The sequence below is a fragment of the Streptomyces sp. NPDC088910 genome (genome assembly GCF_044749865.1).
Taxonomy (GTDB): Bacteria; Actinomycetota; Actinomycetes; order Streptomycetales; family Streptomycetaceae; genus Actinacidiphila.
This window is the reverse complement of the sequence record NZ_JBIVIV010000021.1, coordinates 18,111-41,911: the sequence shown is the minus strand read 5'-3', so window position 1 is coordinate 41,911 and position 23,801 is coordinate 18,111. Positions and strand designations below refer to the sequence as shown.

At 71.8% G+C, this 23,801-nt stretch carries 16 protein-coding genes; 6 read left to right on the top strand and 10 right to left on the bottom strand.

Annotated features, from left to right (window positions below):
* Nucleotides 1-4 precede the first annotated feature (4 nt).
* From ACIP4Z_RS34065 to ACIP4Z_RS34040, 6 genes are all read right to left on the bottom strand, one after another.
* The gene (locus ACIP4Z_RS34065; RefSeq protein ID WP_355347729.1) at nucleotides 5-718 is read right to left on the bottom strand and encodes a sugar phosphate nucleotidyltransferase; all 714 of its coding nucleotides are present in this window, start codon (nucleotides 716-718) and stop codon (nucleotides 5-7) included.
* Between the two features lie 89 nt (nucleotides 719-807).
* Complete coding sequence (locus tag ACIP4Z_RS34060) at nucleotides 808-1,809, bottom strand: GDP-mannose 4,6-dehydratase (protein ID WP_401314335.1); 1,002 nt, start codon at nucleotides 1,807-1,809, stop codon at nucleotides 808-810.
* 91 nt (nucleotides 1,810-1,900) lie between these two features.
* The gene (locus tag ACIP4Z_RS34055; protein WP_401314333.1) at nucleotides 1,901-3,604 is read right to left on the bottom strand and encodes a hypothetical protein; all 1,704 of its coding nucleotides are present in this window, start codon (nucleotides 3,602-3,604) and stop codon (nucleotides 1,901-1,903) included.
* Nucleotides 3,601-5,202, bottom strand: coding sequence for a GT4 family glycosyltransferase PelF (gene pelF, locus ACIP4Z_RS34050; RefSeq protein WP_401314331.1), 1,602 nt, complete (start codon nucleotides 5,200-5,202; stop codon nucleotides 3,601-3,603). Before pelF ends, ACIP4Z_RS34055 begins: the two co-directional genes overlap by 4 nt.
* A gap of 159 nt (nucleotides 5,203-5,361) precedes the next feature.
* Nucleotides 5,362-7,542 (bottom strand): hypothetical protein, encoded by a 2,181-nt coding sequence (locus ACIP4Z_RS34045; protein WP_401314329.1) that lies wholly within the window; start codon nucleotides 7,540-7,542, stop codon nucleotides 5,362-5,364.
* Between the two features lie 414 nt (nucleotides 7,543-7,956).
* Nucleotides 7,957-8,784 (bottom strand): peptidoglycan-binding protein, encoded by an 828-nt coding sequence (locus ACIP4Z_RS34040; RefSeq protein WP_401314327.1) that lies wholly within the window; start codon nucleotides 8,782-8,784, stop codon nucleotides 7,957-7,959.
* A 718-nt stretch (nucleotides 8,785-9,502) separates the two neighbouring features.
* Between ACIP4Z_RS34040 and ACIP4Z_RS34035 the strand changes: the two genes are divergently transcribed.
* The 3 genes from ACIP4Z_RS34035 (at nucleotide 9,503) to ACIP4Z_RS34025 (ending at nucleotide 13,247) form a co-directional block, all read left to right on the top strand.
* Nucleotides 9,503-9,691: a hypothetical protein gene (locus ACIP4Z_RS34035; RefSeq protein ID WP_391050723.1), complete on the top strand. Its 189-nt coding sequence runs from the start codon at nucleotides 9,503-9,505 to the stop codon at nucleotides 9,689-9,691.
* Between the two features lie 580 nt (nucleotides 9,692-10,271).
* A complete protein-coding gene (locus tag ACIP4Z_RS34030; RefSeq protein WP_401314325.1) occupies nucleotides 10,272-10,805 on the top strand; it encodes a hypothetical protein in 534 nt (177 codons plus the stop codon).
* Between the two features lie 300 nt (nucleotides 10,806-11,105).
* Entirely contained in the window at nucleotides 11,106-13,247 is a 2,142-nt protein-coding gene (locus tag ACIP4Z_RS34025; RefSeq protein WP_391050727.1) for a SpoIIE family protein phosphatase, read from the top strand.
* Between the two features lie 42 nt (nucleotides 13,248-13,289).
* On the opposite strand, the gene ACIP4Z_RS34020 is transcribed toward ACIP4Z_RS34025, so the two are convergent.
* From ACIP4Z_RS34020 to ACIP4Z_RS34010, 3 genes are all read right to left on the bottom strand, one after another.
* Nucleotides 13,290-14,786, bottom strand: coding sequence for a hydrolase (locus ACIP4Z_RS34020; protein ID WP_401314323.1), 1,497 nt, complete (start codon nucleotides 14,784-14,786; stop codon nucleotides 13,290-13,292).
* A gap of 367 nt (nucleotides 14,787-15,153) precedes the next feature.
* Nucleotides 15,154-17,274 (bottom strand): discoidin domain-containing protein, encoded by a 2,121-nt coding sequence (locus tag ACIP4Z_RS34015; RefSeq protein WP_391050749.1) that lies wholly within the window; start codon nucleotides 17,272-17,274, stop codon nucleotides 15,154-15,156.
* Nucleotides 17,275-17,606: 332 nt separating this feature from the next.
* A complete protein-coding gene (locus ACIP4Z_RS34010) occupies nucleotides 17,607-19,772 on the bottom strand; it encodes an NPCBM/NEW2 domain-containing protein (RefSeq protein WP_401314321.1) in 2,166 nt (721 codons plus the stop codon).
* 231 nt (nucleotides 19,773-20,003) lie between these two features.
* On the opposite strand from ACIP4Z_RS34010, the gene ACIP4Z_RS34005 reads away from it, so the two are divergent.
* A complete protein-coding gene (locus ACIP4Z_RS34005) occupies nucleotides 20,004-21,218 on the top strand; it encodes an aromatic acid exporter family protein (protein ID WP_401314319.1) in 1,215 nt (404 codons plus the stop codon).
* Nucleotides 21,219-21,285: 67 nt separating this feature from the next.
* On the opposite strand, the gene ACIP4Z_RS34000 is transcribed toward ACIP4Z_RS34005, so the two are convergent.
* Nucleotides 21,286-22,464 (bottom strand): PP2C family protein-serine/threonine phosphatase, encoded by a 1,179-nt coding sequence (locus ACIP4Z_RS34000; protein WP_355347696.1) that lies wholly within the window; start codon nucleotides 22,462-22,464, stop codon nucleotides 21,286-21,288.
* Between the two features lie 202 nt (nucleotides 22,465-22,666).
* Between ACIP4Z_RS34000 and ACIP4Z_RS33995 the strand changes: the two genes are divergently transcribed.
* Nucleotides 22,667-23,173 (top strand): MarR family transcriptional regulator, encoded by a 507-nt coding sequence (locus tag ACIP4Z_RS33995; protein WP_355347693.1) that lies wholly within the window; start codon nucleotides 22,667-22,669, stop codon nucleotides 23,171-23,173.
* A gap of 235 nt (nucleotides 23,174-23,408) precedes the next feature.
* Nucleotides 23,409-23,780, top strand: coding sequence for an STAS domain-containing protein (locus tag ACIP4Z_RS33990; protein ID WP_355347690.1), 372 nt, complete (start codon nucleotides 23,409-23,411; stop codon nucleotides 23,778-23,780).
* Nucleotides 23,781-23,801: the final 21 nt, after the last annotated feature.

The following is a 23,801-nucleotide window of genomic DNA, read 5'->3' as shown; positions in this document are numbered from 1 at the left end:
CCCCTCACGCCCCCTTGAGCAACAGGCCGCGACGGCTGCTGAATTCGGCGTTCGCCCGGTCGTAGTCGTCGGGGCGGCCGATGTCGAGCCAGTAGCCGTCGAAGTCGAAGGCCCGCGGCTGCGCACCCGCGGCCAGCAGATCGAGCACCACCTCGTCGAAGCCCAGCGGCAGGCCGGGGGTGTAGCGCAGGAGCGTGCTCCGGGAGACCCCGTACACCCCCATCGACACCCGGTAGTCCATGCTCGGCTTCTCGGTGAAGGCGACCACCCGCCCGTCGTCGGTGCTGAGCACCCCGAAGTCGATGTTCACGGTACGGGCGTAGGTGGCGATGGTGAGCGGCGCGCCCGTGCCCCGGTGCTGGTCGAGAACGGCGGAGAAGTCGAGGTCGGTGAGCACGTCGCCGTTCATCACCAGGAAGTGTTCGGGGAGTTGGTCGATCATCGTGAGCAGCGGCCCCATCGTGCCCAGCGGACTGTCCTCGGTCACGTAGTCGACCTCGATGCCCCACTGGGAGCCGTCCCCGACGTACGCGCGGATGATGTTGCCGAGGTGGCCGATGGCGATGGTGCAGCGGCGGAAGCCGAAGCCCGCGAGCTGGCGCATCACGATCTCCAGGATCGCGTGGCTGTCGCCGATCGGCACCAGTGGCTTGGGCAGTGCGGTGGTGTACGGCCGGAGCCTCACGCCTTTGCCCCCGGCGAGAATGACTGCGTGCATGGTGGTCCCCCCTGCGGTTGGATGTCAGCGGTTCTCTGCTGCGATGAAAGTGGTCAACAGGTGCCCGGCGCGGCGCTGATGAGGCGGCGTCAGACGTTGTACGCGGTGGTCTTGTAACGGGCCAGGTGGGCCGGGTCGCGGAAGAAGTCGATGGTGTGCGCCAGCCCGTCCTCCAGGCTGTGGGCCGGTCGCCAGCCGGTGGCCTCGCGCAGCCGGGTCGCGTCGCAGACCAGCCGCATGACCTCGGAACCGGCGGGCCGCAGCCGCTGCGCGTCCTCGCGCACCAGCAGCTCGGTGTCCATCAGCTTGCCGATCAGCCGCACCAGGTCGCCGACCGAGATCTCGCCGCCCGTACCGGCGTTGAAGGTCCGGCCGACCACCTTCTCGGCGGGCGCGGTGCCGACCGCGACGAAGGCCGCGGCGGTGTCCTTGACGTAGCTGAAGTCCCTGGTCGGCCGCAGGTCCCCGAGCGTCACCTCCCGCTCGCCCGCCGCGACCTGGCCGATCACCGTCGGGATCACCGCGCGCATCGACTGCCGCGGCCCGAAGGTGTTGAACGGCCGCAGTGTCACCACCGGCGTCTCGAAGCTGGCGTGGTAGCTGTCCGCCAGCCGGTCCCCGCCCGCCTTCGACGCGGCGTACGGCGACTGCGTGACGATCGGGTGGTCCTCGGTGATCGGCACGGTCCGCGCGGTGCCGTACGTCTCGCTGGTGGAGGTGTGCACCAGCCGCGCGACGCCGAACTCCCTTACGGCTTCGAGGACGTTGAGGGTGCCGGACACATTGGTGTCCACGTAGCTGCGCGGCGCACGGTACGAGTACGGGATCGCGATCAGCGCGGCCAGGTGGTAGACGGTGTCGCTGTCGGCGACCAGATCCCGTACGGAACCGGAGTCGCGGACGTCGCCGAGGACCACCTCGACCCGGTCCAGTACGTCGGGCGCGAGCACTTCGAGCCAGCCGTGGGACGAGAACGAGTTGTACTGCACCATCGCGCGGACGCGGCGCCCGGAGGCGACCAGCGCCTCCACCAGGTGCGAGCCGATGAAGCCTTCCGCGCCGGTGACGGCGACGGGTGTCTCGGTGGACACGGATGAATCTCCTTCTGCGGAGGGTCGGTTGGAGTGGTGAGGTCGGAGGTCGGTGGTGTGCGGCGCGGGTGTGCGCGCCGCGGACGCGGGGTCAGCGGTGGGTGGTCACGCGGCCGGTCATCGTGAAGGCCGCCGTGAGCAGGACGGCGGCGGCTCCCGCGCAGACCAGGCCGAGTACGGTCCCGGCCGTCGCGGTGTGCGCCGCCAGCAGCGCGACGGCCGTCAGGACGGCGGCGGCGAGCACGTAACTCCCCGTCCATGCCCGGCCGCAGGACTGGAGGAGCAGCGACAGCCACAGCGTGCCGCCGAGGGCCAGCAGCACCGACAGGTGCGCCGGGTTCCAGGCGGCGGCGCCGGGCACGACCGCCGCCTCGACGGCCGCGAGCGCGGCCAGCGCGACGGCGTAGAGCGCGAGACAGCCCGCCAGCACGCGCCACGACCTGGCGAGCAGCCGCTCGTGCACGGTCGTCCCGCGCAGTGCGGTCAGACACCGGCTGCGGAAGCGGAAGAGCAGCCATTCGGCGACGCCCATGCTCACCGTGAGCGCGGCCACGAACTCCCCGGTGAGCGCCGCCGCGACCACCAGCGCGCCGCCCGCGAGCCCCGCCATCCCGTGCGGTAGCGACAGATACGGCGACAGGCCCTTGGCGTCGGTGACGCCGTCGTCGGCCCGCCACAGCAGCCGGGCCGCCTCCGGCAGGGTCCGGAGCGAGGAGACGAGCCCGGTGCGGGTGTCTGTGCCGGGTCCGGCTGCCCTGCGGGCGAATCGGCCGGCTGTCCTGCGGGCGAATCGGCCGGGTGTGGTGCGGGTGTCCGTGCCGGTCTTGGCGCGACTGCGGCCGAACCGGCTTGCGCGAGCGCGCAGTTGGGCGCCGCGGTCGGCGCGCACACGCTCGCGCCAGGGCGCGCGCGGCGGCTTGGCGGGCCCGCGCTCGGGCGGCTCACCGGTCAGGGCGGTGCGCAGCGCGGTGGCGAGGGCCGCCCCGCCGGCCGCCGCCGCGGTGGCGACCAGGACGGCGGCGACCGCGGGCGACGGCAGGCCGCCGGCCCCGCAGGCGACCGCGACGGCGAGCGGCGTCAGGACGTAGAGGAGGGAGCGCTCGCGGCCGAGCACGAGCAGGACGGTCGCGGACGCGACGTACACCGACTGGCCGGCCGCGAAGGCGAGGGCGGAGAGATGGCCGGGGCCCGCGACGGCCGCGGCGGCGGCGCCGGCCAGGCAGGCCCCGACCGCCGCGCCGGTGACCAGGCAGCGCGCGGCGGCCCGCGGGCGCTGGGCGAGCAGGTGCAGGTGCGCGCGGTGCGCGAGCGCCTGGTTCCAGCCCCACCCGCACAGCGCCGCCGCGCCCCACGCGGCGACCGCGCGGGACACCCCGAACGGCCCGTCGTCGCCGCCCGCCCAGCGCCCGCCGAGCACATAGGCGACGCCGGGCAGCGCGAAGGTCAGGCCGCGCAGTACGCAGCGCCACACGTCGACCTGCCACGGGTCGTCGGCGGGCTCGGGTTCGGGGAAGCGCCGCGGCACCGTCTCGAACAGCTCCCGCGCGAGCGAGAACAGGTCCGGGTGCCCGTAGCGGCCGGTGATCTGCTCGTCGGTCAGCCCCTCGGACTCCAGCACCGCCGCGATCTCGTCGGGGTGCACGGCCGCCGAGCACGCCGCCGACAGCCGCTCCGCCAGCTCCGCGACCGGGTCGCCGACCGCCCAGGACGGCACCCGGCGCGGGCGCGGCAGCTCGGGCAGCGCGGCCATACCGCCGCCCGCGACCCTGCTGAGCAGGGACATCGGCCCGCTCACCGGCCGTCCCCGACAGCCCGCACACCGACGACTGTCGCGTCATCGGCGTTCTCAGCGAAAGCTGTTGACAGTCCATCAGCTTCGGCGTCCGCTGAACCCCCGCGCCAGACACGGGACATCCAGGTGACGCCGCCGTAGATCTGCGCGCCGCGGTCCTCGACCCGGCTCAGTCCCGTGTAGATCCCCCGGAAGGCGTCGATCGTCTGACGGAGCGTGAACTGGTCGATGACCCGCAGCCGCGCCTCCCAGCCCATCGAGGCGCGCCGCGCCGGATCGCGCAGCAGCTCGACCGCGGCCCGCGCCATCGCCTTCGGATCGCGCGGCGGCACGACGAGACCGGTGTCGCCCACGGCCTCCCGTACCCCGCCGACATCGGTCGACACGGTGCACCGCCCGCAGGACATCGCCTCGATGAGGGTGAAGGGGAAGCCCTCGCTGATGCTGGAGAGCATCACGACCTGCCCGGCCGCGTACGCGGTGCGGATGTCGTCCACCCGGCCCTCGAAGGTGACCGCGTCGGCCGCGCCGACCGTCGCCGCCAGTGCCTCGCACCGCTCGCGGTACGCCTCGCCGCCGCGCGGAGTGCCGCCGAAGATCCGCAGCCGCGCGGCGGGTATCTCGGCCCTGACCAGCGCGAAGGCGCGGATCAGCGTCTCCAGGTCCTTGATCGGGTCGATCCGCCCCGCCCAGGTGAGCGTCGGCACCTCCGGCTCGGGACCGGCCATCGGGAACGCCCCGGGATCGACTCCGTTGTAGACGGTACGGATCCGGTCAGGCGCCGCCCCGCCGTGCTCCTCCCACCGCCGGTTGTAGCGGTTGCCCGGCGTGATCAGCGCGCTGTTGCGGTACGTCTCGCGCGACAGCAGCCGGAAGAAGGTGAGCAGCAGCGCCTTGACCGGCCAGCGGTACGGGCCCGTGCGGTAGCCGAGATAGCGTTCGCGCTGGTAGACGCCGTGCTCGGTGAGCAGCAGCGGAGTGTCGTACCGCTCGTGCGCCACCAGTCCCGGCAGCGTGGCCAGCCCGCCGCTGACGGCGTGCGCGACCTGACCCGGCGGCGGTACCACGGCCAGCGGGCGCAGCGCGTGCTCCAGCAGATCGACGGCGCTGAGCGCGTCGGCCTGGGTCGGCACCGCGGCCGACACGGTCGTGCCGGGGCGGCGCCACAGCCGGACCAGCGTCCGCACGGCCTCCTCCGAGCGCAGCCCGGCCGACAGCGCGCCCATGCCCGCCCACCCGGCGAGCGCGTACAGCGCGGGCCCGAAGTCCTCGTCGGGCGCCGCGGACCGGCCGCCGCGGGCCGGCGGCTCGTCCGCGCCGTCCTCGTGCAGCAGCGCCCGCAGAAAGCGTTCCCACACCGCGAGGAACGCGCGGCGGTCCCGGCCGCGCGGCGCCCTGCCCTCCGGCGCCTGCCCCCACAGCGGGACCACGTCGAGCCCGGTGACCTGCGCCGGGAGCGGCCAGACCGGGGTCTCGCGGCCGGTGCCCGTCACCGCGATCACCGAGAATTCGACGTCCGGCATCCCCTGGACCAACTGGTCGCACCACACGCTGACCCCGCCGGGGCTGTGCGGATACGTGCCCTCGGTCAGCAATGTCACCCGCGCGGTGCGCGAGGGCGGTGCGCCGAAGATTCTGTGCGTGGAAATGGTGTCCCCCCTGGACGTTCTCGTGTCACGGGGCGCCGGTGACCGTGCGGCGCCCCGGTACCGCGGGCGGGGCCGAGTACGCCCCGCCCGCGGGTGGTTCACTTTCCGGTGCTACTTCCTGGTGTGGTCGCCCGGTCCCACGGGCACGGCCTTGGCGACGCCCTTGGGCACCGGCAGATGGCCGACGGAAGCCTTGATCGTGATCGGCCCGAGCGAGACGTTCAGGTTGACCAGCGCGGGCACCGCGCCGGACGGCAGCGTCAGCGACACATTGCTCTGGAGCACGCCGGGCGTGGTCCAGCCGGACACCTTGCCCGCGTAGGAGCTGCCGAAGGCGGTCGTGCCGAGCAGTTGGGACTGGCGCGTACCGGCGGGCATCGTCGCGGTGATCTGCGTACCGCTCGGCGCGTTGACCGTCACCGCGTCGCCGATCCGGTAGGCGGTCACCTGGCCGCCCTTCCACGCCGTGTCCCACGCCGCCCTGCGCTGCAACTCGGTGGCGATGTCCGAGGTCCGCAGGTTGACGGTCGGGGTGCTGGCGGCGAACAGCGACGCGTAGTCGCTGAGGATGCGCTCCAGCACCGGGTAGGCGATGCGGCCCTCCGCGAGGTTGGACTGGTGCATGAAGTGCGGGCGCGGGTTGTTGCCCAGCACGTGCCCGAGGTCGATCTTGGCCTCGAGCGGCACGATGTACGACGCGTAGCCGGTGTCGGTGTCCAACGGCGCGGTCAGACAAGTGGAGTTGCCCGAGGTCGCGCAGGCGCCGCTGCCGCCCTGGGCGGAGCCGGTGTAGATCCAGTTGTACTCGTCGGTCTCCTCCTGCGCCGTACCGGCGTTGTAGAAGACGTTCATCGGGAAGCGCGGAACGGTGACCGCGGGACCGACCTGACGCTGGCCCGGGTCACGGGAGTTGTCGCTGGCCAGGTACTTCACGCCGAGCTGGGTCAGCGCGGGCGCGAGGTTCGGATTGTCGACCGGCTGCTGCGGCAGCACCTTGAGCCCGGAGTGCTCACCGGTCACCAGCTCCTGGTTGTTCAGCGACAGCCCGTGCGAGGCGGCCCAGTTGCGGTTGTCCTGCACCGAGGCCGTGATGTCGGCCTTGCTGACCCACTGGACATTCCCCGAGGCGTCCGTCCCGCAGACCCACGGCACCACGCTGACGTCCTGGACACAGCCGAGGAAGGGGTGCAGATACGTGTGGTTGACCCAGCGGTAGGCGCTCTTGTCGGCCAGGAGCTGGGTGGCCAGCGGGTCGACGGTGGTGTCGTGGTCGGCCTTCCAGTCCTCGCTGCCGCCGCCGTTGAAGACGAAGTCGAGGGTGAGGCCGTGCGCCTGCGACCACTGCTTGGCGTACTGCACGTCCGCCGCGGTCATCCGGATCGGATCGGTGTCCTCACCGGTGCCGATCGGGCAGTCCACGTCGCCGGGCGTGCAGTTGAGGGTGGTGTTCCACCGGTCGTCGGCCAGGAAGATGTCGTCGACCTGCACCTCGAAGTAGTTGCGGTCGGCGCCGAGGTGGATGCCCTGGGTCATCCACTCCACGATCCCGCGCGCCAGCAGCCGGAACTGCTGCTGGTACTGGTTGTAGACGAACGGCAGCACCAACTCGCTGCGCCCGTCGTGGTTGTACTGCCCGACCAGCACACCGCGCGCCGAACTGTCCGGAATCGGCGCGTCGACCAGCGTGGTGAAGGTCGCCCCGGCGGCCTGGGTCGCCAGCGGCGTCGCGAGGAAGCCGTAACTCTCGGCCACGTGTGGGTCGTTGTCCTCGAAGGGCACCGCGCCCTTGAGGTAACCGAAGTCACCCGCGGTGCCCTGCGCCGTCACCTGGCCCTGAATGCCGTCGAGTTGGCCGATGTACCCCGGATCCTGCGCGTAGTTCAGCCCGACGCCGGGCTGCGCGTAGGTGTACGCGTCCACCTGGCGGATGCCGAAGTCCGTCTCGTACGCCGCCAGTGCGGCCATCTCGGCGGAACCCGCCCCGAACGGGTTGTCGTTGGGCAGCACCACCGACTGGAACTTGGCGCGTGCCCGGCCGCTCACGGTGTCGCTGAGGTAGGCGGCGTTGATGGTCGGCCGGCCCGCCTGGTTGAGATCGATCCTCGTGTACGGGGTCCCCGCCCCGTCGAGTTCCGCGGTGATGGCCTGTGTCGCCGGTCCGCCGTCGTCGACGACCAGCACCCTCAGATCGATACGGGGCGGTGTCGCGGCCTGCGCCCCGCTCGGTGCCACCCCCAGGGCCACGAGAACCGCCGCTGAACTCAGAGCGGCAGCACGCAATGCTCTGCCCATAGTTTTCCTCCCCCGGAAGACGGCATGAATCGGCTCAGCGTCTTCCTACTGGCAGCGGCCGAATCCCGGCCGCAATTACGGGGACCATCGTGGGGCACGGTGCGGAGGACTTGTGACCATTCTGCGGAGGTGGCCGGAAGGCAGGGGACACCGAACGGCGTGACGCGCCTGCCCGACCCTTCCCACCTGCGAGTTTACTGAATGACATGAGCACGGCGCGAAAGGATTATCGACCTGAATGATGAATCATCGCTCGGATTTACGATTTTCTCGACCGTGGTGAGGATCGATCGTCCGCGTGGTGGAAAATGACCGGAAAATGATCGAATCGAATTCCCGGAGAACGAGGGGAATACGCGGGGCGTATAAGGCGCACAGCGGGGGCGTACCGGGGCGATACCGTGCGGAAAGCGGTTACGGGGCCAATGCGGCGCGAGTGCAGGGGCCATAGACACCCGTGGGGTCACAGGTGATTCCGCGGTCCCGCTGAATCTGCGTCACACCGCGCACGGTGGCGTCGTCGTACACCCCGGTGGGCGACACATAGGTGAATCCCTGCGCGAACAGCAGCCGCTGAAGATCGGTCACATCCGATCCGCTGTCACCCGCCTGGAGTGTGCGGGGAGTTGGGGCCGTGGCGCTCGGCGCGGGGGAGGCGCTGGGGGCGGTGGTGGGCGGTGCGCCGGTCACGCTCGGCCCCGGCGCGGGGGAGCCGTTCCCGTGCCCGGTCCCGGTTTCCGCTCCGCTTCCGGGCATCGCTGACGGCCCCGCCGGTGGCGTGGCCCGACGGGTCGGATCGCCGTCGGCGGCCGGGGCCCGGCCGGTGTGGCCGCCGGCCGAGGGCAGCGCTCCGGCCGCGTGGCCGGATATCCCGCCGCTGGTCAGCGGCCGGGTGCTGGAGGGCGGGGGAGCCGGCCGGTCGGGCGCCGTCGCGCCGGGCGACTGCGGCCACACCTGCCAGGCGATCACCGCCGCCACCGCGACCGCGGCGATGGACACGGCGCCGAGCAATAGCGGGCGCTCGCGAAGCCGTTCACGTCGGGCGTGCCCGTCACCGGGTCCTGCGGCCGCCGCGCGGCCGGTGTCCTCGGGCCCCGGCACAGGAAACACCACGTCGATCACATCCGGCGGCTCCTGGCCGCCGCCTCGGGACTCGGGTGCCGCCACCGCCGTCGCCGCGCGGTCCGGCCGGTACCGACGCTCCCCGTCCGCTGCCCGCCGCCCCGCCCTGTCGTCTTCCATGTCCATCACCGGTTTCACTCACGCCACTGCCGGATCATCCCCACCCGCGAAAACTTCCGCACCCCAGGGTGCGGTAACAAGGTGGCCCCGCCAAGGGGGCCTTGACATCCGCGGACAAGGGTGAGCCATCGGGGAGCCGACGGGCCGAACCGGTCCCTCGGCGTCCCCTCTTTCGTATCAACAGGCGCAGCGGCACCGTGCGTGATCCACGGTTGTCGCCCGCGGCCGGGCCCGACGGGGCAGAATTATCGTTTCTGCTGCGCGTCCGGCCCGGCGACCGGCGGTACGGCGGCGGTGCTCAGTACATCGACGGCGGCGGCGGGGGCGGCGCGGGACTCGGCTCAGGCGTCGGCGGCACCGGGTCGGGCGCCGGGCCGGGAGGCACCGGCTCGGGTCCCGGAGGTGTCGGCGTCGGATCCGGCACCGGGACCGGACCCGGGCCGGGGGTGGGACCGGGCACCGGCGACGGGAACGGATCGGGCCCCGGCGTCGGGAAGGGCTCGGGCACGGGGTTGGTCATCGCTGCCTCCGAAGGTCCTGGCGAGGACCTCTTCGTGATCCTCGCCGACTGGTCACGACACGTACCCGGTCATCGCGCGCCTATGCCGCACGCTCCCGCGCGCGCTCCCGTGGGAGTGAACCGCGCCGGCGCCCGCAACTGCGCGCCCACGGCGCGTTGTCTGTCCGGGGGACCGATCCACGGCGGAAGGAGCCGGTGATGGCAGAGGACTGGGAAGACCTTCGGGAACCTGGTGTGGTGCACGTCCTGATCACCGCGCGCGACGAGGCCAGCGCGTATCGCGTCTTCGACGCCCTGGTCGACCGCTTTCCCGCGGTCGGTCCCCCTGCCCCGGCCCGCTCCCGGCCCGGCCTCGTCGTCCTGTCCGTCCTCACCCCCACCGCCTGACGCCTCCCGTCTCAGGGGTGCGGGCGGTGACCTTCGGGGGCGTCGTGCCTGGTTGCGCCTACGCGGCGGCAGCCGATCCGGGCCGGGACGTGCCCCGTAGGGGCGCGGGGAACTGCGCGACCGGCCCCCACCGGCCGGTGATCCGGGGACCGTCCGGAATGCCCCTTCGGGGCGGGTGGTGACCTGTGGGACCGTCGTGGCTGGTCGCGCCCGCGCGGCGGCAGCCGCACATCGAACACGGCCCCGCGCACCTCACGACATGGCCTTGCGCAGGGCCAGGGCACCTCGCGGCGGCCTTGGGGAACCGCGTTCCGCGCGGTGCGGGACGGCGGCCGAATGGCCCATCGGGTGTTTGGGGGTGAGCGCCCGGCCGACGGGATGGGGTGTCACCCGGATGGGTCGGAGGCCGGGGACGGGGCGGGCGGGGACAAGAGGGCGCGGCGGTACGGGGGTTGGTAGGAATCGGGCGGCCGGAGGCGGCGGCAGGGAAGGCGGACAGCGACGCCGCCGGGTTGGGTGGGGAGCGTGCCGGTCCCCCCATGAGCGGTCGCCAGACCGCCCCGGTGCGTGGAGAGACCGCATGCGCTCTGGACGTGCCCACGGACGGACAACGGCCGCCCTCGTCGCGGGAACGGCGCTCGCGCTGGCCCTGGCCGCACCCGCCGCGCGGGCCGACTCCGACCTCACGTCCTTCGGCTTCGGCGTCTCGCCGACCACCGTCGTGCCCGGCGGGAAGGTCACCCTCACGGCCACCGACTGCGCCGGCCGGGCGACCGCCTCGGCCCCGGCGCTCTTCGGCGACGTGACCCTCGGCAAGGGCGACGGGCCCAGGCAGGTCGCCACCGCCACGGTGGACGGCGAGGCCAAGCCCGGCGCGCGGTACGTCGTGACCTACACCTGCGGAAGCCAGCGGGGCACCGCCGCGCTGACCGTGGCGGCCGGTACGACGTCCACCGGTACGAAGCCGACCGCCGCGGTGCGGACCGGCGCGGTGCGGACCGGCCTCGGCGGCGATGTGTCCGCCCCGAACGCGCGGGAGATCCTGGCGGGCGGCGTCCTGGTCGCCGCCGCGGGCGTGCTCGTCGTCCGCCGCAGACGCGCCACCCGCGGCTGACGGCGTACCGCCGCCCGCGAGGCTCCCTCGCGCGGTCGTCCACGCGCACCTGACGCGCATCCCCACGGAGCCCCGACTGAGTCCTGCACGAGCGGCCCGTACGAGCGGCCCGTACGAGCGGCCTGCACGAGCCGCCCGCACGAGCCGCCCAGAAGGCGGAAGCGCGGCCCCGTGGCGGAATGTGGGACGCTGGATAATGTCCCTCATGGCGATAAATCATGCCAAAGCTATCCTGGTGGTCCGTGTGGCCCGCCTCGCGGATGTGGTCAGATGACCGCCGCCCGACCCCGGAGCAGGTGCATGACGGCACGCAAGCGGCCACCAGGTGGCGGCTACGACCCCCGCGTGGGGCCTTTCCCGACGGGTCTGCCGACGGCCCCGGAGATCGGCCCCGGGGAGCGGCTTGCCATGAACGGCATGGGCACGTTCGACTGGGACCTCGACCTCGGCACCTTCGACCTCGACCAGGCGGGACTCGACGTCTTCGACCTGCGCCCGGAGGAATTCGACGGCCGGATCGACTCGCTGGTGCTGCGGGTGACCCCGGAGGAGAGCGCCCGCCTCGACATCGCGCTGCGCAGGGCCCTGCAAGCGGGCCGCCGCAGCTACGGCGGATACTTCCAGGTCACCCGCAGGGACGGCGCCAAGCAGTGGACGCACACCCAGGGCGCCATCCTGCGCGACGACCTCGGCAACGCGTACCGCGTCCTGGGCATCGTCAGGGACGCGACCGCCGAGCTGACCCAGACCCCCGCGCCCAGCACCCCGCCGCCGCGGCACGAGCGCCGCAGCCTGCCCTCGATCGTCCGCCGTACGATCGAGGCGCTGTCCACGGCCGTCACGGTCGACGACGTCATCGCGGTACTCACCGGCGCGGGCGGCCTGGAGCGCTTCGGCGCCGACGGACTGACGCTCGGCCTGATAGAGACCGGCAATCTCAAGGTGGTCGCCTTCAGCGGCCGGGAGATGTCCTTCTACGAGGGGCTGCGGCTGCGGCGGCTCGACGACTCGCTGCCGCTCACCCAGGCCGTCATCACGCAGCAGCCGCGATTCGCCACGGACTTCCCGGCGCTGGCCGAGAAGTTTCCGCTGCTGCGCGCCCAGATGAAGCCCGGCGCGGGCGTCGACTCCGACAGCAACTTCGCGGCGGCCTTCCTGCCGCTGGTCGCCCAGGCCCGCTCCATCGGCGGCCTCGCGCTCTTCTACCACGACCGCACCGAATTCCGGCCCGAGGACCGCGAGCTGTACATGACGCTCGCGGGCATCCTGGCCCAGTCCCTCCAGCGCGCGATCCTCTTCGACCAGGAGCGGGAGTTCGCCACCGGCCTCCAGGCCGCGATGCTGCCCCGGCACATCCCGCGCGTCGACGGCGCCGAGATCGCCGTCCGCTACCACGCGGCGCGCAGCGGGCGGGAGGTCGGCGGCGACTGGTACGACGTGGTCGCGCTGCCGCAGAACCGGGTCGGCCTGGTCGTCGGTGACGTGCAGGGCCACGACACGCACGCCGCCGCCGTGATGGGCCAGCTCAGGATCGCCCTGCGCGCGTACGCGGCCGAGGGCCACCCGCCGTCCACCGTGCTCGCCCGCGCCTCCCGCTTCCTGGCGGAACTGGACACCGAGCGCTTCGCCACCTGCGCCTACGCGCAGATCGACCTCGCCACCGGCTCCGTCTCCGCCGCCCGCGCGGGCCACCTCGGGCCGCTGATCCGGCACACCGACGGGCGTACGGGCTGGCCGAATGTGCGCGGCGGCCTGCCGCTGGGCCTGGCCACCACCCTGGAACTGCACGAGTTCCCCGAGACCCGGATCGACCTGGTGCCCGGCGAGACGCTGGTGTTCTGCACCGACGGCCTGGTCGAGGAGCGCGGTCTGGACATCACCATCGGTATGGAGGCGCTTGCCGAGGCGGTGCACTTCGGCCCGCAGCCCGCCGAGGCGCTCGCCGACCACCTCGCGGAGAACCTCTGGGAGCGCTGGGGCTCGGGCGACGACGTCGCGCTGCTGATCCTGCGCCGCGCCCCCGACACCGGCACCCCGCGCGCCCCGCGGATGCACAGCTACGTCCACCAGGCCGACCCCGAGGGCCTGGCCGACGCCCGGTCCGCCCTGCGGCAGGCGCTCACCGACTGGGGCCTGGCCGACCTCGCCGACGACGTGGAACTCGCCGCGGGCGAGCTGCTGGTCAATGTGCTGCTGCACACCGAGGGCGGCGCCGTCCTCACCCTTGAGGTGCTGCCGGAACCGGTACGCCGGGTGCGGCTGTCGGTCCAGGACCGGTCGAGCGTCTGGCCGCGCCGCAGATCGCCCGGCGAGGCGGCCACCTCGGGCCGCGGCCTGCTGATGATCGACGCGCTCGCCGCCTGCTGGGGCGTGGAGCCGCGCGGCGACGGCAAGGCCGTCTGGTGCGAATTCGACCCGGACGAGACCGGTACGGACGGCTGAGCCCCCACTCCCGGGACCCGGCCGCCCGTACCGCGGCCGCGCTCAGCTCACGTTCAGCGCCGTGTCGTCGATGACGAACGAGGTCTGGAGCTTGGAGCCCTCGGTCCCGGTGAACTTGACGGTGACCGTCTGCCCCGCGTACGCGCCCAGGTCGAAGGTGCGCTGCTGGAAGCCGGAGGCCGCGTTGACGTTGGAGTACGTGGCCAGGGTGCTCAGTACGGTGCCGGAGGAGTTCAGGACCTGCGCCTTGAGCGTGTCGTAGGCGGTGGTGCCGGTCTCCGCGGTGTCGATGTGCAGCCAGAAGCTCAGGCTCGCGGCGCAGCCCGCCGGGATGGTCACCGACTGCGCGACGGTGTCCGTGGTGGCGGTCCCGTAACCGTCGAGCCACGCCTTGTACGAGCCGCTGTGCGCCGCCTGCGACGCGTTGTTGTTGATGACGCCGCTGGTCGCCGTCCACGACGAAGTGCCGGACTCGAAGCCGGGGTTGGCCAGGAGCTGGCGCGCGGTGCAGGTGCCGCCGGTCGGCGGGGTGGTCGGGGGAGTGGTGGGCGGCGTCGTGCCGCCCGATCCCGAACCGGCCAGCCAGGCCGTCGCGTTGAGCGCGAGCGCGGCGTCGGTGCCCGCCGGGTCGTCCCAGCCGTTGTAGAGGGTGTTGCCCGACTGGCCGGTGCCGTCGTCGGCGGGTGAGCTGTCACCCCAGATCGCCACCCGGCCGCTGCCGAAGGTGCTGGTGACGAAGAACGCGCCGGTGTTGCCGGACGAACCCGTCTTGTACAGCAGCCCCTTGACGTTCGGATTGTCGGCGGGCTTGAGGGTGAAGGTGGTGCCGTCGCGCAGGATGCTGCCCGTCACGTTGCCGAACGGGCCGTGCAGCACCGGGTTGGACGCGTCACTGATCGCCCGCGGATTGTCGGTGCTGATGTCCAGCAGGTCGACGGAGAAGCCGAACGGGTCGGTGTTGTCGACCCCGTTGCTGGTCAGCAGGTCGTTGATGACGCAGGGGGAGTCGCAGCCGTCGTTGTTGCGGTCGCTGTTGTTGTGGTCGGAGATCAGGAAGAGCCCGCCGCCGTTCTGCACGAATTTCATCACGGCGGTCTTCTCGGCCGCGCTCAGCTTCACGTTCGGCTCGGGCAGCACGAAGGTGTCGAAGTTGCTGAGGTCCTGGGCGTTGGAGGTGTTGCCGTAGGTGATCGTGCGGCCGGACGGCAGGGTGTCGAGGGTGTACCCGCCCGCCTTCTGGAGCGCGACGCCCCAGGCGGAGAAGGCGCCGGTCCAGTCCGTCTCCTTGGTGGGGTTGGCGTTCTGGCCGAGCGGGTCGGGCTGGCTCGTGCTGATGATCCAGTCGGCGTTCCCGGCCGTCTCGGCCTTGGTGTTGTCGAAGAGCACGCGGTGCGTCGTCGCCGCGGCCGGCGCGACCGGGGCGCCGGGGGCGGCCTGAGCGGAGCCGCCGCTGAGACCGGCCGCGCCGAGCGCGATCGCGCCCAGTGCGGCTGCCGCGCCGATCAGCACACGGCTGCGGGGCACACGGGTTCCAAGCATCCGTCAACCTCCAGGTGGGGGGCGGTCAGTGAGGGTGCGGGAGATGATTCTGCGCGCGTAGAACCTGTGACTGATGTGCCGTGCGTTACGAGCGGGTGAATGCTGCCGGTCGGCTCTCGCCGCGCGCGTCCGGTGGGTGGGGGCCGGAAACTCCGCGCGTCACTCTAGGCTCATGACGCGACCCTGACAACATTGCCGCCCGGTGCGCCGGTGCGCCGGTGCGCGGATCGCGGTCCCCGAACCCCCCGGCCCCCGAACCCCCGGTCCGGCACCCCCCCGGCCCCGGACATACGTCCGCCTCCCCGTGTGAACCGTCATCACATACGGGGAGGCGGACGCGCCTACCGCGGCGGGCGCGGCGTCGCGGTTACTGCGACACGCGCACGTAGTCGATCAGCATGCGCTGCGGGAAGACCGTGGTGGCGTCGGGAGCTCCGGGCCAGTCACCGCCCACCGCGTTGTTGAGGATGATGTAGAACGGGTGGTCGTACACCCACGGACCCCTGGTCGCCTCCACCGTCGCCTTGTCGGCGGTGAAGAAGGCGTGGCCGTCCACCGAGAACGTCATGTGGTGGGAGTCCCAGTCCACGGCGTAGGTGTGGAAGTCCGAGGCGAAGTCGCTGCCCGCGAGGGTGTACGGGGACCCGTAACCGTTTCCGCCGTTGTAGGCGGGGGCGTGCAGCGTGGAGTAGACGGAGTCGGCGACCTTGCCGACGTGCTCCATGATGTCGATCTCACCGGAGTTGGGCCACGGCGTGCCCGTCTTGAAGTTGGACCCCAGCATCCAGAACGCGGGCCACAGACCCTGCGTGCCGCTCACCTTGATCCGCGCCTCGACGTGGCCGTAGGTGAAGTTGAAGTGGTCCGAGGTGTTGATCCGGCCCGAGGTGTACTGGTGGCCCTGGACATTCTCCTTCCTGGCCTCGATGACGAGGTTGCCGTTGCCGTCCATTGAGGTGTTGTCGCCGTTGGTGTAGTACTCCAGCTCGCCGTTCTGCCCGCCGCCGATGTCCTGGGTCCACTTGCCGGTGTCCGGCTTGGTGCCCGCGGCGCCGTTGAACTCGTCGCTCCACACCAGGTGCGTGGGGTTGCCCGGGTCGGGCGGCAGGGCGGGCGGCGCGGTGGGGTTGCCGCCGGTGCCGTAGACGTCGAAGGTCCACAGCGAGTACCCGTAGCCGTTGCTGCGCGCGGTGCCGTACATCCGCACGTAGCGGCCGGTGCCGTCCACGTTCAGGGTCTCCTTGAAGCCCTTGCCGGTGGTGGTGGAGTAGATGCTCGTCCAGTTGGTGTTGTCCGGCGAGACCTGGATCTGGTATGCGGTCGCGTAGGCCGGGTCCCACTGGAGGACGACCTGCGTGATGTGCGCGGTCGCGCCCAGGTCGACGCTGATCCAGCCGGGGTCGACCCAGCCGTTGGTGTCGCTGGTCGCCCACCGGGTGGCCGGGTCCTCGTCGAACGCCTTGGCCGGCGTGCAGCCGACGCAGCTATTGGCGTTCTGGTAGGTCGAGGCGGAGGCCGGCTTGTTGTACGACAGCAGGACCGCGCCGCCCGGCGGCGTGGTGGGCGGGGTGGTCGGGGGTGTGGTGGGGGGAGTGGTCGGCGGGGTCGTGCTGCCGCCGCCACCGGTGAAGATCTGGAACTCCCAGAGCGAGACGCCGTATTGGGTGGCGCGCGCGGTGGTGTAGACCCGGACGTAGCGGCCGGTGCCGGTCAGGGTGATCAGCTCGGTCGCGCCGGGGCTCGTGGTGGTGGAGTAGGCGTTCGTCCAGGTCGTGCCGTTGGCCGAGACCTGGATCTGGTACGCCTTCGCGTACGCCGTCTCCCAGCTCAACTGGACACCGCACACGTTCTGCGAACTGCCCAGGTCGACCTGGAGCCACTGCGGGTCGGCCGCCGCGCTGGACCAGCGGGTGCCCATGTTGCCGTCGACCGCGGCGGAGGCGGGAGTGCCCGCGTTCTCCGTGGACGAGGCCGTCGCGGGCTTGTTCAGCGCGGAGTTGGCCGTACCGCAGGCCGCGTTGCCCGTGCCGGTGGAGCCGTAGACCTTGAACTCCCAGAGCGAGACGCCGTATTGGGTGGCGCGCGCCGTGGTGTTGATCCGGACGTAGCGTCCGGAGCCGGTGACGTCGAGGGTTTCGGTGCCACCGGCGCCGGTCGTGGTGCTGTAGACGTTCGTCCAGGTCGTGCCGTTGGCCGAGACCTGGATCTGGTACGCCTTCGCGTACGCCGTCTCCCAGTTGAGCACCACCTGGGAGAGGGTGGACGTGGCGCCGAGGTCGACCTGGAGCCACTGCGGGTCGGCCGCCGCGCTGGACCAGCGGGTGCCGAGGTCGCCGTCGACCGCGGCCGACGCGGGCGTGCCCGCGTTCTCCGTGGAGGAGGCGGTGGCCGGTTTCGCCTGCGAGAGCAGGGTGCCCGCGGCCTTGGCCGGAGTCTGTGAGACCGCCAGCGCGAGCGTCGCGACGAGGGCCGCGACGAAGGCGAAGATCAGCGATCTGGGGAATCGTGTCGTGGGGGACGGAAGGGTCTGTGGGGGGTTGCCGATCACGGCGTCTCCTGATTGGTCGCCGAGCGAGAGAGCGCTCTCTGAATGCTGCGATGATTACGGCGCTGTTGCTGACACGTCAAGAAAGTGAACGAGATTCGCCCCGCGAATTCACTCGGGTCCGCCTTGATGTCGACACCCGAAGGGTCAACGAACCACTCGTCCCGATAAGGGAGTTAAGCGGCTTGTCGCTGTGTGCAAGAGCTTGAGACGGTGAACATGGCGATGGCGGCGGAGAAAAATCTCCGCCGCCATGATTGGTCCAGTCCTGCGCGTCAGCCGCAGGTCAGTACCGGCCCCGCCCAGTCGGCGTGGTCGGAGTCGTTGCCGTTGCCGCCGTCGGTGACCACCAACCGCAGCTCCGTACCGCCGCCCAGAGCGGCCGTCAGATGCCGGGCCGTGTCACTGCCGGTCACCACCCCGCTGTCGGCCACCAGCGTCGAGTCGCGGTAGATCTGGAAGTCCACCGAGCCCTTGCTGCCGACCTCGTCGTCCACCCCCACGTCGGCGGTGACCGAGGAGCACCCGCCGCCCAGGTAGTAGACGACCGTGCTGGCCGCGTGCACGCCCAGCCCCTTGCTGTACGTGGTGCCGCCGACGGTGATCGTCCTGCCGTCGCCAGCGGCCTGTTCGCCGTTGCTGCGGTCGCGCTCGACCGGGCCCCAACCGCTCACCGCCGACGACCAGTTGAGGTCGCTGAGGGCGTGCGTGCCGGCCGAAGGGCCTTTGCCGCAGGCCATCTTGGCGTCGGCCCAGTCGGCGTGGTCGTAGTTCATGCCGTCGCCCGCGTCGGTGGCCACCAGCCGCAGCGTCGTCCCTCCGGTCAGGTCGGCGGTCAGGTGCGCCGCCACGTCGTTGCCCGTACGGGTCCCGCTGTCGGCGACCAGGGTGGAGTCGCGGTAGATCTGGAAGTCCACCGAGCCGTTGCTCCCCACCTCGTCGTCCACCCCGACGTCCACGGTCAGCTTTCCGCACAGACCGCCGACGTAGTAGGAGATGTCACTGGGCGCGTGCACCCCGAGCCCCTTCGCGTACGTGGTGCCGCCGATGGTGATCGTCCTGCCGTCGCCCGCGGCCTGTTCGCCGTTGCTGTGGTCGCGCTCGACCGGGCCCCAGGCGTTCACCGCCGAGGTCCACGACAGGTCGCTCAGCTCGTTGAGCCCGGTCGGCGGCGGCACCGGGCTGCCCGGGGTGACCCGGAACATCACCGTGCCGTGCGCGGGCACCGACGCGCTGATCGTGCCGCCGGTGCTCGATGTCGCCTTGGACCACAGGTCCTTGAGCGCGTACGAGGACGCGCCGCCGACGCCGACGGCCTGCGCGGTGGTGCTGACGGTCTGGGCGGAGGCGTTCTCATTGGTGAGCGTCACCGCGCGGTCGCCGTTGGCCAGCGGCTTCGACATCACCACGAGCCCGCCGGAGGAGGAGACCACCGAGCCCTGCTTGCCCAACGGGTCCTGGTCCACCGCGATCACGTCGGCGTTCTTCAGGATCGTCAGCGTGGCGGCGGACGCGGTCCTGATGTCGCTGCCGATCAGCAGCGGCGAGGCCATCTCCGACCAGAGGCTGAAGTGGGTGCGGTACTCGGTGTCGGTCATGCCGCCGTTGCCGACCTCCAGCATGTCCGGGTCGTTCCACGCGCCGGGCTTGGCGTACGGCGCGAGCTGCTGGTTCTGGTGCGCGATGTTGATCATGCTGGACCACGAGTCACTGATGTCCCCGGTCGTACGCCAGGAGTTGCCGACCGCGGGCGCCCAGTTCCACGGCTGGTTGGAGCCCCATTCGCAGATGCTGTAGAGGATCGGCCGGCCGGTGGCCTTCAGTGCGTCGCCCATCGCCTTGTAGCGCTGCTGCGCGTCGACGTTGTTGTTGTTGCAGTTGTCGTACTTGAGGTAGTCCACGCCCCAGGACGCCCACAGGTTGGCGTCCTGCTGCTCGTGGCCGAGGCCGCCGGGGAAGCCCGCGCTGTTGCAGGTCTTGGTGCCCGCGGAGGAGTAGAGGCCGAATTTCAGCCCCTTGGAGTGGACGTAGTCGGCGACGTTCTTGATGCCGTCGGGGAAGCGCACGGGGTCGGCGACGAGGTTGCCCGAGGCGTCGCGGCTGGGCAGCGCCCAGCAGTCGTCCAGGTTGACGTAGGTGTATCCGGCGGCCTTGAGGCCCTGGGAGACGAAGAGGTCGGCGATGCCCTTGACCATCGCCTCGTTGAACTGGGACCCGCAGCCGGTGGAGTTCCAGTTGTTGAAACCCATCTGCGGGGTCAGGGCCAGGCCGTTGTCGAGGGCCGCGGCCGGTGGCGCGGCGGCGATCTGAGCGGTCACGGCGGCGGTCGCGGCCAGTGCGGTGAGTCCGGCTCCCGCCCCGGCGACGAGGGTGAGCGACGCGGCCGAGGCCGCGAGACGCTGCCGGAGGTGGTGTGTTTTGGTGTGTCGTTCGTGCGGCATGTGCGGCTCCGAGTCATTTCAATGGCGCACAATCCAACGGGGTCGAACGAAAGCAACCACATTTCAGCGGTGCAGCGTGAGCATGTCAATAAGCGCGGTGCGGTGAACCCCGAAGTGCCGTGCGCCAATCCCGAATGACCGTACGAGGCGCGCCACCGGCCGTTCCGGAGGAGATCGACTTTAGGGTGGGCCCGGACCACTGAGATCGCCGAGAGCGGGAACGTGCACGGGATGCCCGACGTACCAGAACCCATGGTCAAGCTGGTCCGGTGGACCACGGAACCGGCCGCGGCCCAGACCCTCAGGTCCACCGCCGCGGCCGTCATCGCCTATGTCGCCGCCGTCCAGCTCACCCCGCAGCCCGCCCCGCTGACCGCGCCCCTGACGGCTCTGCTGGTCGTCCAGGTCACCCTCTACTCCACACTGACCACCGGCATCCGGCGGGTGAACTCGGTGGTGGTCGGCGTCCTGATCGCCATCGGCTTCAGCGCGCTGGTCGGGCTGAGCTGGTGGAGCCTGGGTCTGACGATCTTCAGCGCGCTGCTGATCGGCCGCGTCGTACGGGTCGGCGAGTTCGTGCCCGAGGTCGCGATCAGCGCGATGCTCGTCCTCGGCGTGACCCGGGTCGCGGACACCGCGTGGGACCGGGTGCTGGAGACGCTGATCGGCGCGGGCGTCGGCCTGCTGTTCAACCTGCTGTTCGCGCCGCCGGTCTGGGTGCAGTCCGCGGGCGGCTCCATCGAGTCGCTGTCCCGCCGGATGGGCGCCCTCTTCCGCGACATGGGCGGCGAGCTGGCCGGACACCTCCCCGTCGAGCGCGCCGCCGCCCGGCTGCACGAGGCGCGCCGCGTCGACCACGACATCGTCGAGGTCGACGCCTCGCTGCGGCAGGCGGAGGACAGCCTGCGGTGGAATCCGCGGGTCCGCGAGGGCGTGCTCTCCCGGATCGTGCTGCGGACGGGGCTCGACACCCTGGAGATCTGCGCGGTGGTGCTGCGCGTGCTGTCCAGGACGCTCACCGACCTCGCCAAGCACCGCACCGAGGAGTCGCTGTTCCCCGACGACGTCGCCGTCGAACTGGAGGAGCTGTTCGACCACGTGGCGCACGCGATCGAGAGCTTCGCCGTACTGATCACCACCCAGGTCGCGGCCAACGCGCAGTCGGCGGAGGAGCAGCTGGCGCAGGCCCTCGCCGACAGCACGGCCAGCCGTGACAGGACCGCCCAGCTGCTGCTCGCCAAGGTGCGCGAGCACCCCCGGCAGTGGCAGCTGCACGGCGCGCTGCTGGCCGAGGTCGACCGCATCCTGGACGAGCTGGCCGTCGAGAAGCGGTCGGAGCGTTTGGTGGAGGAGCTGGACCGCTACTCGCGCGAGCAGAGCGACCGGCACCCCTGGCTGCACATGATCAAGAAGCGGCTGGGCGCTGCCCGTGCGGTCCTGCGCTGACAGCCGGCGCGCGAGCTCGCGCCAACGTACGGCTGACGGGCGCGGCGACCGTATACGACCGTACGGCTCAGGCCCCGGTCTCCTCCTGCGGGCCGAACCAGTCGAGGCAGACCACCAGCGCGTCGTCGTCCGCTTCGTGCCCCCGGTAGTCGGGCAGCTCGCGCAGCACCGCGCCCGGCACGTCGGCGGCGGGCAGCAGACTCGTCGCCGACAGGCCGCGGATCAGCGCCCGGTCGCCGTACGCGTCGCCCTCGGGGGAGTACGTGGCGTAGACGCCGTCGCTGGCGAACAGCAGCCGGTCGCCGGGCAGCACCTGGAACTCCTCGGCCACGTAGAGGGTCTCCTCGAACATCCCGAGCGGCAGCTGCTCGTCGAATGCCACCCGCTCGACGGTCTTGCCGCGCTGCCGCCACAGCCGGGGCGACCCGGCGTCCACCACCTGCACCACACCGCTGGGCACGTCGAAGGAGAGCAGCAGCGTGGCGACGTGGGCGGCGCCGCGGTAGCGCGACCACAGGGCCTGGTCGGCGAGCGCGGCCTGGTCGGCGATGCCGATGCCCGCCCGGCGCGCGTTGCGCAGCGCGTTGACGGCCAGGCTGGTCAGCAGGGACGCGTCGATGCCCGCGCCCATGCCGTTGGTGATGGCCAGGGTCAGGGTGTCCGGGCTGGCCGACCAGTCGAAGTTGTCGCCGTGGATGGCGTAGGCGGGCTCCAGCTGGGCGCCGAGCGCGTACTCGGGCCGGGCGAAGGCGCGGCCCGGCAGCAGCTCCCACTGCATCTCGGCCGCCAGGGTGAGCCGCGTGGCCCTGCGCGCGATCAGATAGTGGTCGGTGTCCCGCTCGGCGACCACCAGTTCGCGTCCGAGCAGCTCGGCCACCTCGGCCAGCTCGCCGACGCCCTGCACGGCGTGCCGGTCGGCGGGCAGCACGACCGTGAGGATGCCCAGCCGGTCGCCGCGCACGGTGACCGGCAGATGCACGGTGACCTCGCCGTCCCGCCCCGCGCGCTGCTCCACCGGCTGCTGGCTGCCGAACGCCCTGCCCTGCGGGGTGTTGTGCACCGGCAGCGAGAGCCTGGCGGGCGCCGAGACGTCGACCGACTGGAGCACCGTGGTGCTGTAGTCGGCCAGCAGCAGGTCGGCCGAGACCGTGCCGTAGTGCTCGGCCAGCGCGGTGCGCGCGGTGTCCAGCAGAGCGTAGGGAGCCGCGGAGCGCAGAGCGCGTTCTACGGCCAGGAAGTTCGTCACGGGCGGGACAGCCTTTGCGATCGGTGGGAGAGACGGCGTGTGGGGGGCTGAAGCGGTGCTGACGGACGGTGGCGGTGAAGGGGGGTCGGGGACGGCGGCCGAGGTGAGGGCGGGGTGACGAGGTGGGCGCGGCGGGTGGCAGGGGGCCCGTGCGGGGAGGCGCGGGCTGACAAACGGCCGTCGTCAGTGGCACAGTGGCCAGGTGCCCCACATCGTTCCGCCTCACCGCCATGAGCAGGTCGCTCATGAAGCCAGTGCTGTGTCGGAACTGCTGGAGGTCCTGTGGGGGAGAGGCCAGGAGGCCGCACCGTCCGGCCCCCTGTCACCGTCGCAGGTGCGGGCGCTGTTCGCGATCGAACAGTACGAGGGCGCCAATCTGCGGACACTGGGCGACGCGCTGGGATCGCGGCCGTCCTCGGTGAGCAGGCTCTGCGACCGGCTGGAGGCGGTCGGTCTGGTGGACCGGCAGACGAGCCCGACCAGCCGCCGCGAGGTGGAACTGCGGCTGACCCGGCGCGGGCACGCGGCACTCGCCGAATTCCGCGACTTCAGGGCCCGCGAGGTGAAGGCCGTGCTGGGCCGGATGGCGCCGGACGAGCTGGCGGCGCTCGCTGAGGGACTGACGGCCTTCCGCCGTGCCGCCGCCGGTGCGGCCGTACCCGGTGCGACCACCGCCGACCCCGCACGCCGTGCGGCGGACTCCGCCTAGCATCACGCACCGCTCCCCGCCCCGGGCGCTGTCGCCCGCGCACTCGCATCCCGACCCGCACCCATGCCGTGACACGAACACGTGTGCGTCGGCACAGACTCTTGTCCGATGGATATTGTTGTCAAGTGGCAACGATCTTACTAGGGTGGCTCGCGTGACTGCGCATGTCGGGCAGCACGGGGGCGACGGAACGCCTCGTACGGCCGCCGGTGCGGCAGAGAGTGAAGGAAGCGCTGTGAGCGGTGGCGGAGAGGGTGCCGGGAGACCGGTCGAGGTGGCCGTCCGCCGGGCCGGGACCGCGCTGGTCCTCGCCTTGCGCGGCGAGCTCGACCTGGAAACCCTGGAGCCGCTGCGGGCTGCGCTGGCCGCGGCCAGGCGCGACGACGCGCCCCGCGTGGTGCTCGATCTGTCGCAGGTCACTTTCTGTGACTCCTCCACGGTGAACGAGTTGCTGCGGGCCGATGTCGATCTTGGCCCCGGTCGCCTGTGGCTCGCCGCTCCCTCTCCCTTCGTCGCCCGGCTCTTCGGCCTGGTCGGACTGCCGATGGTGCTGGCCGTCCGTGACTCCGTCGAAGAGGCGTTGGCCGGCTCCGACGACCGCGCGTAACGCTCGGCGCCACACTGCGCG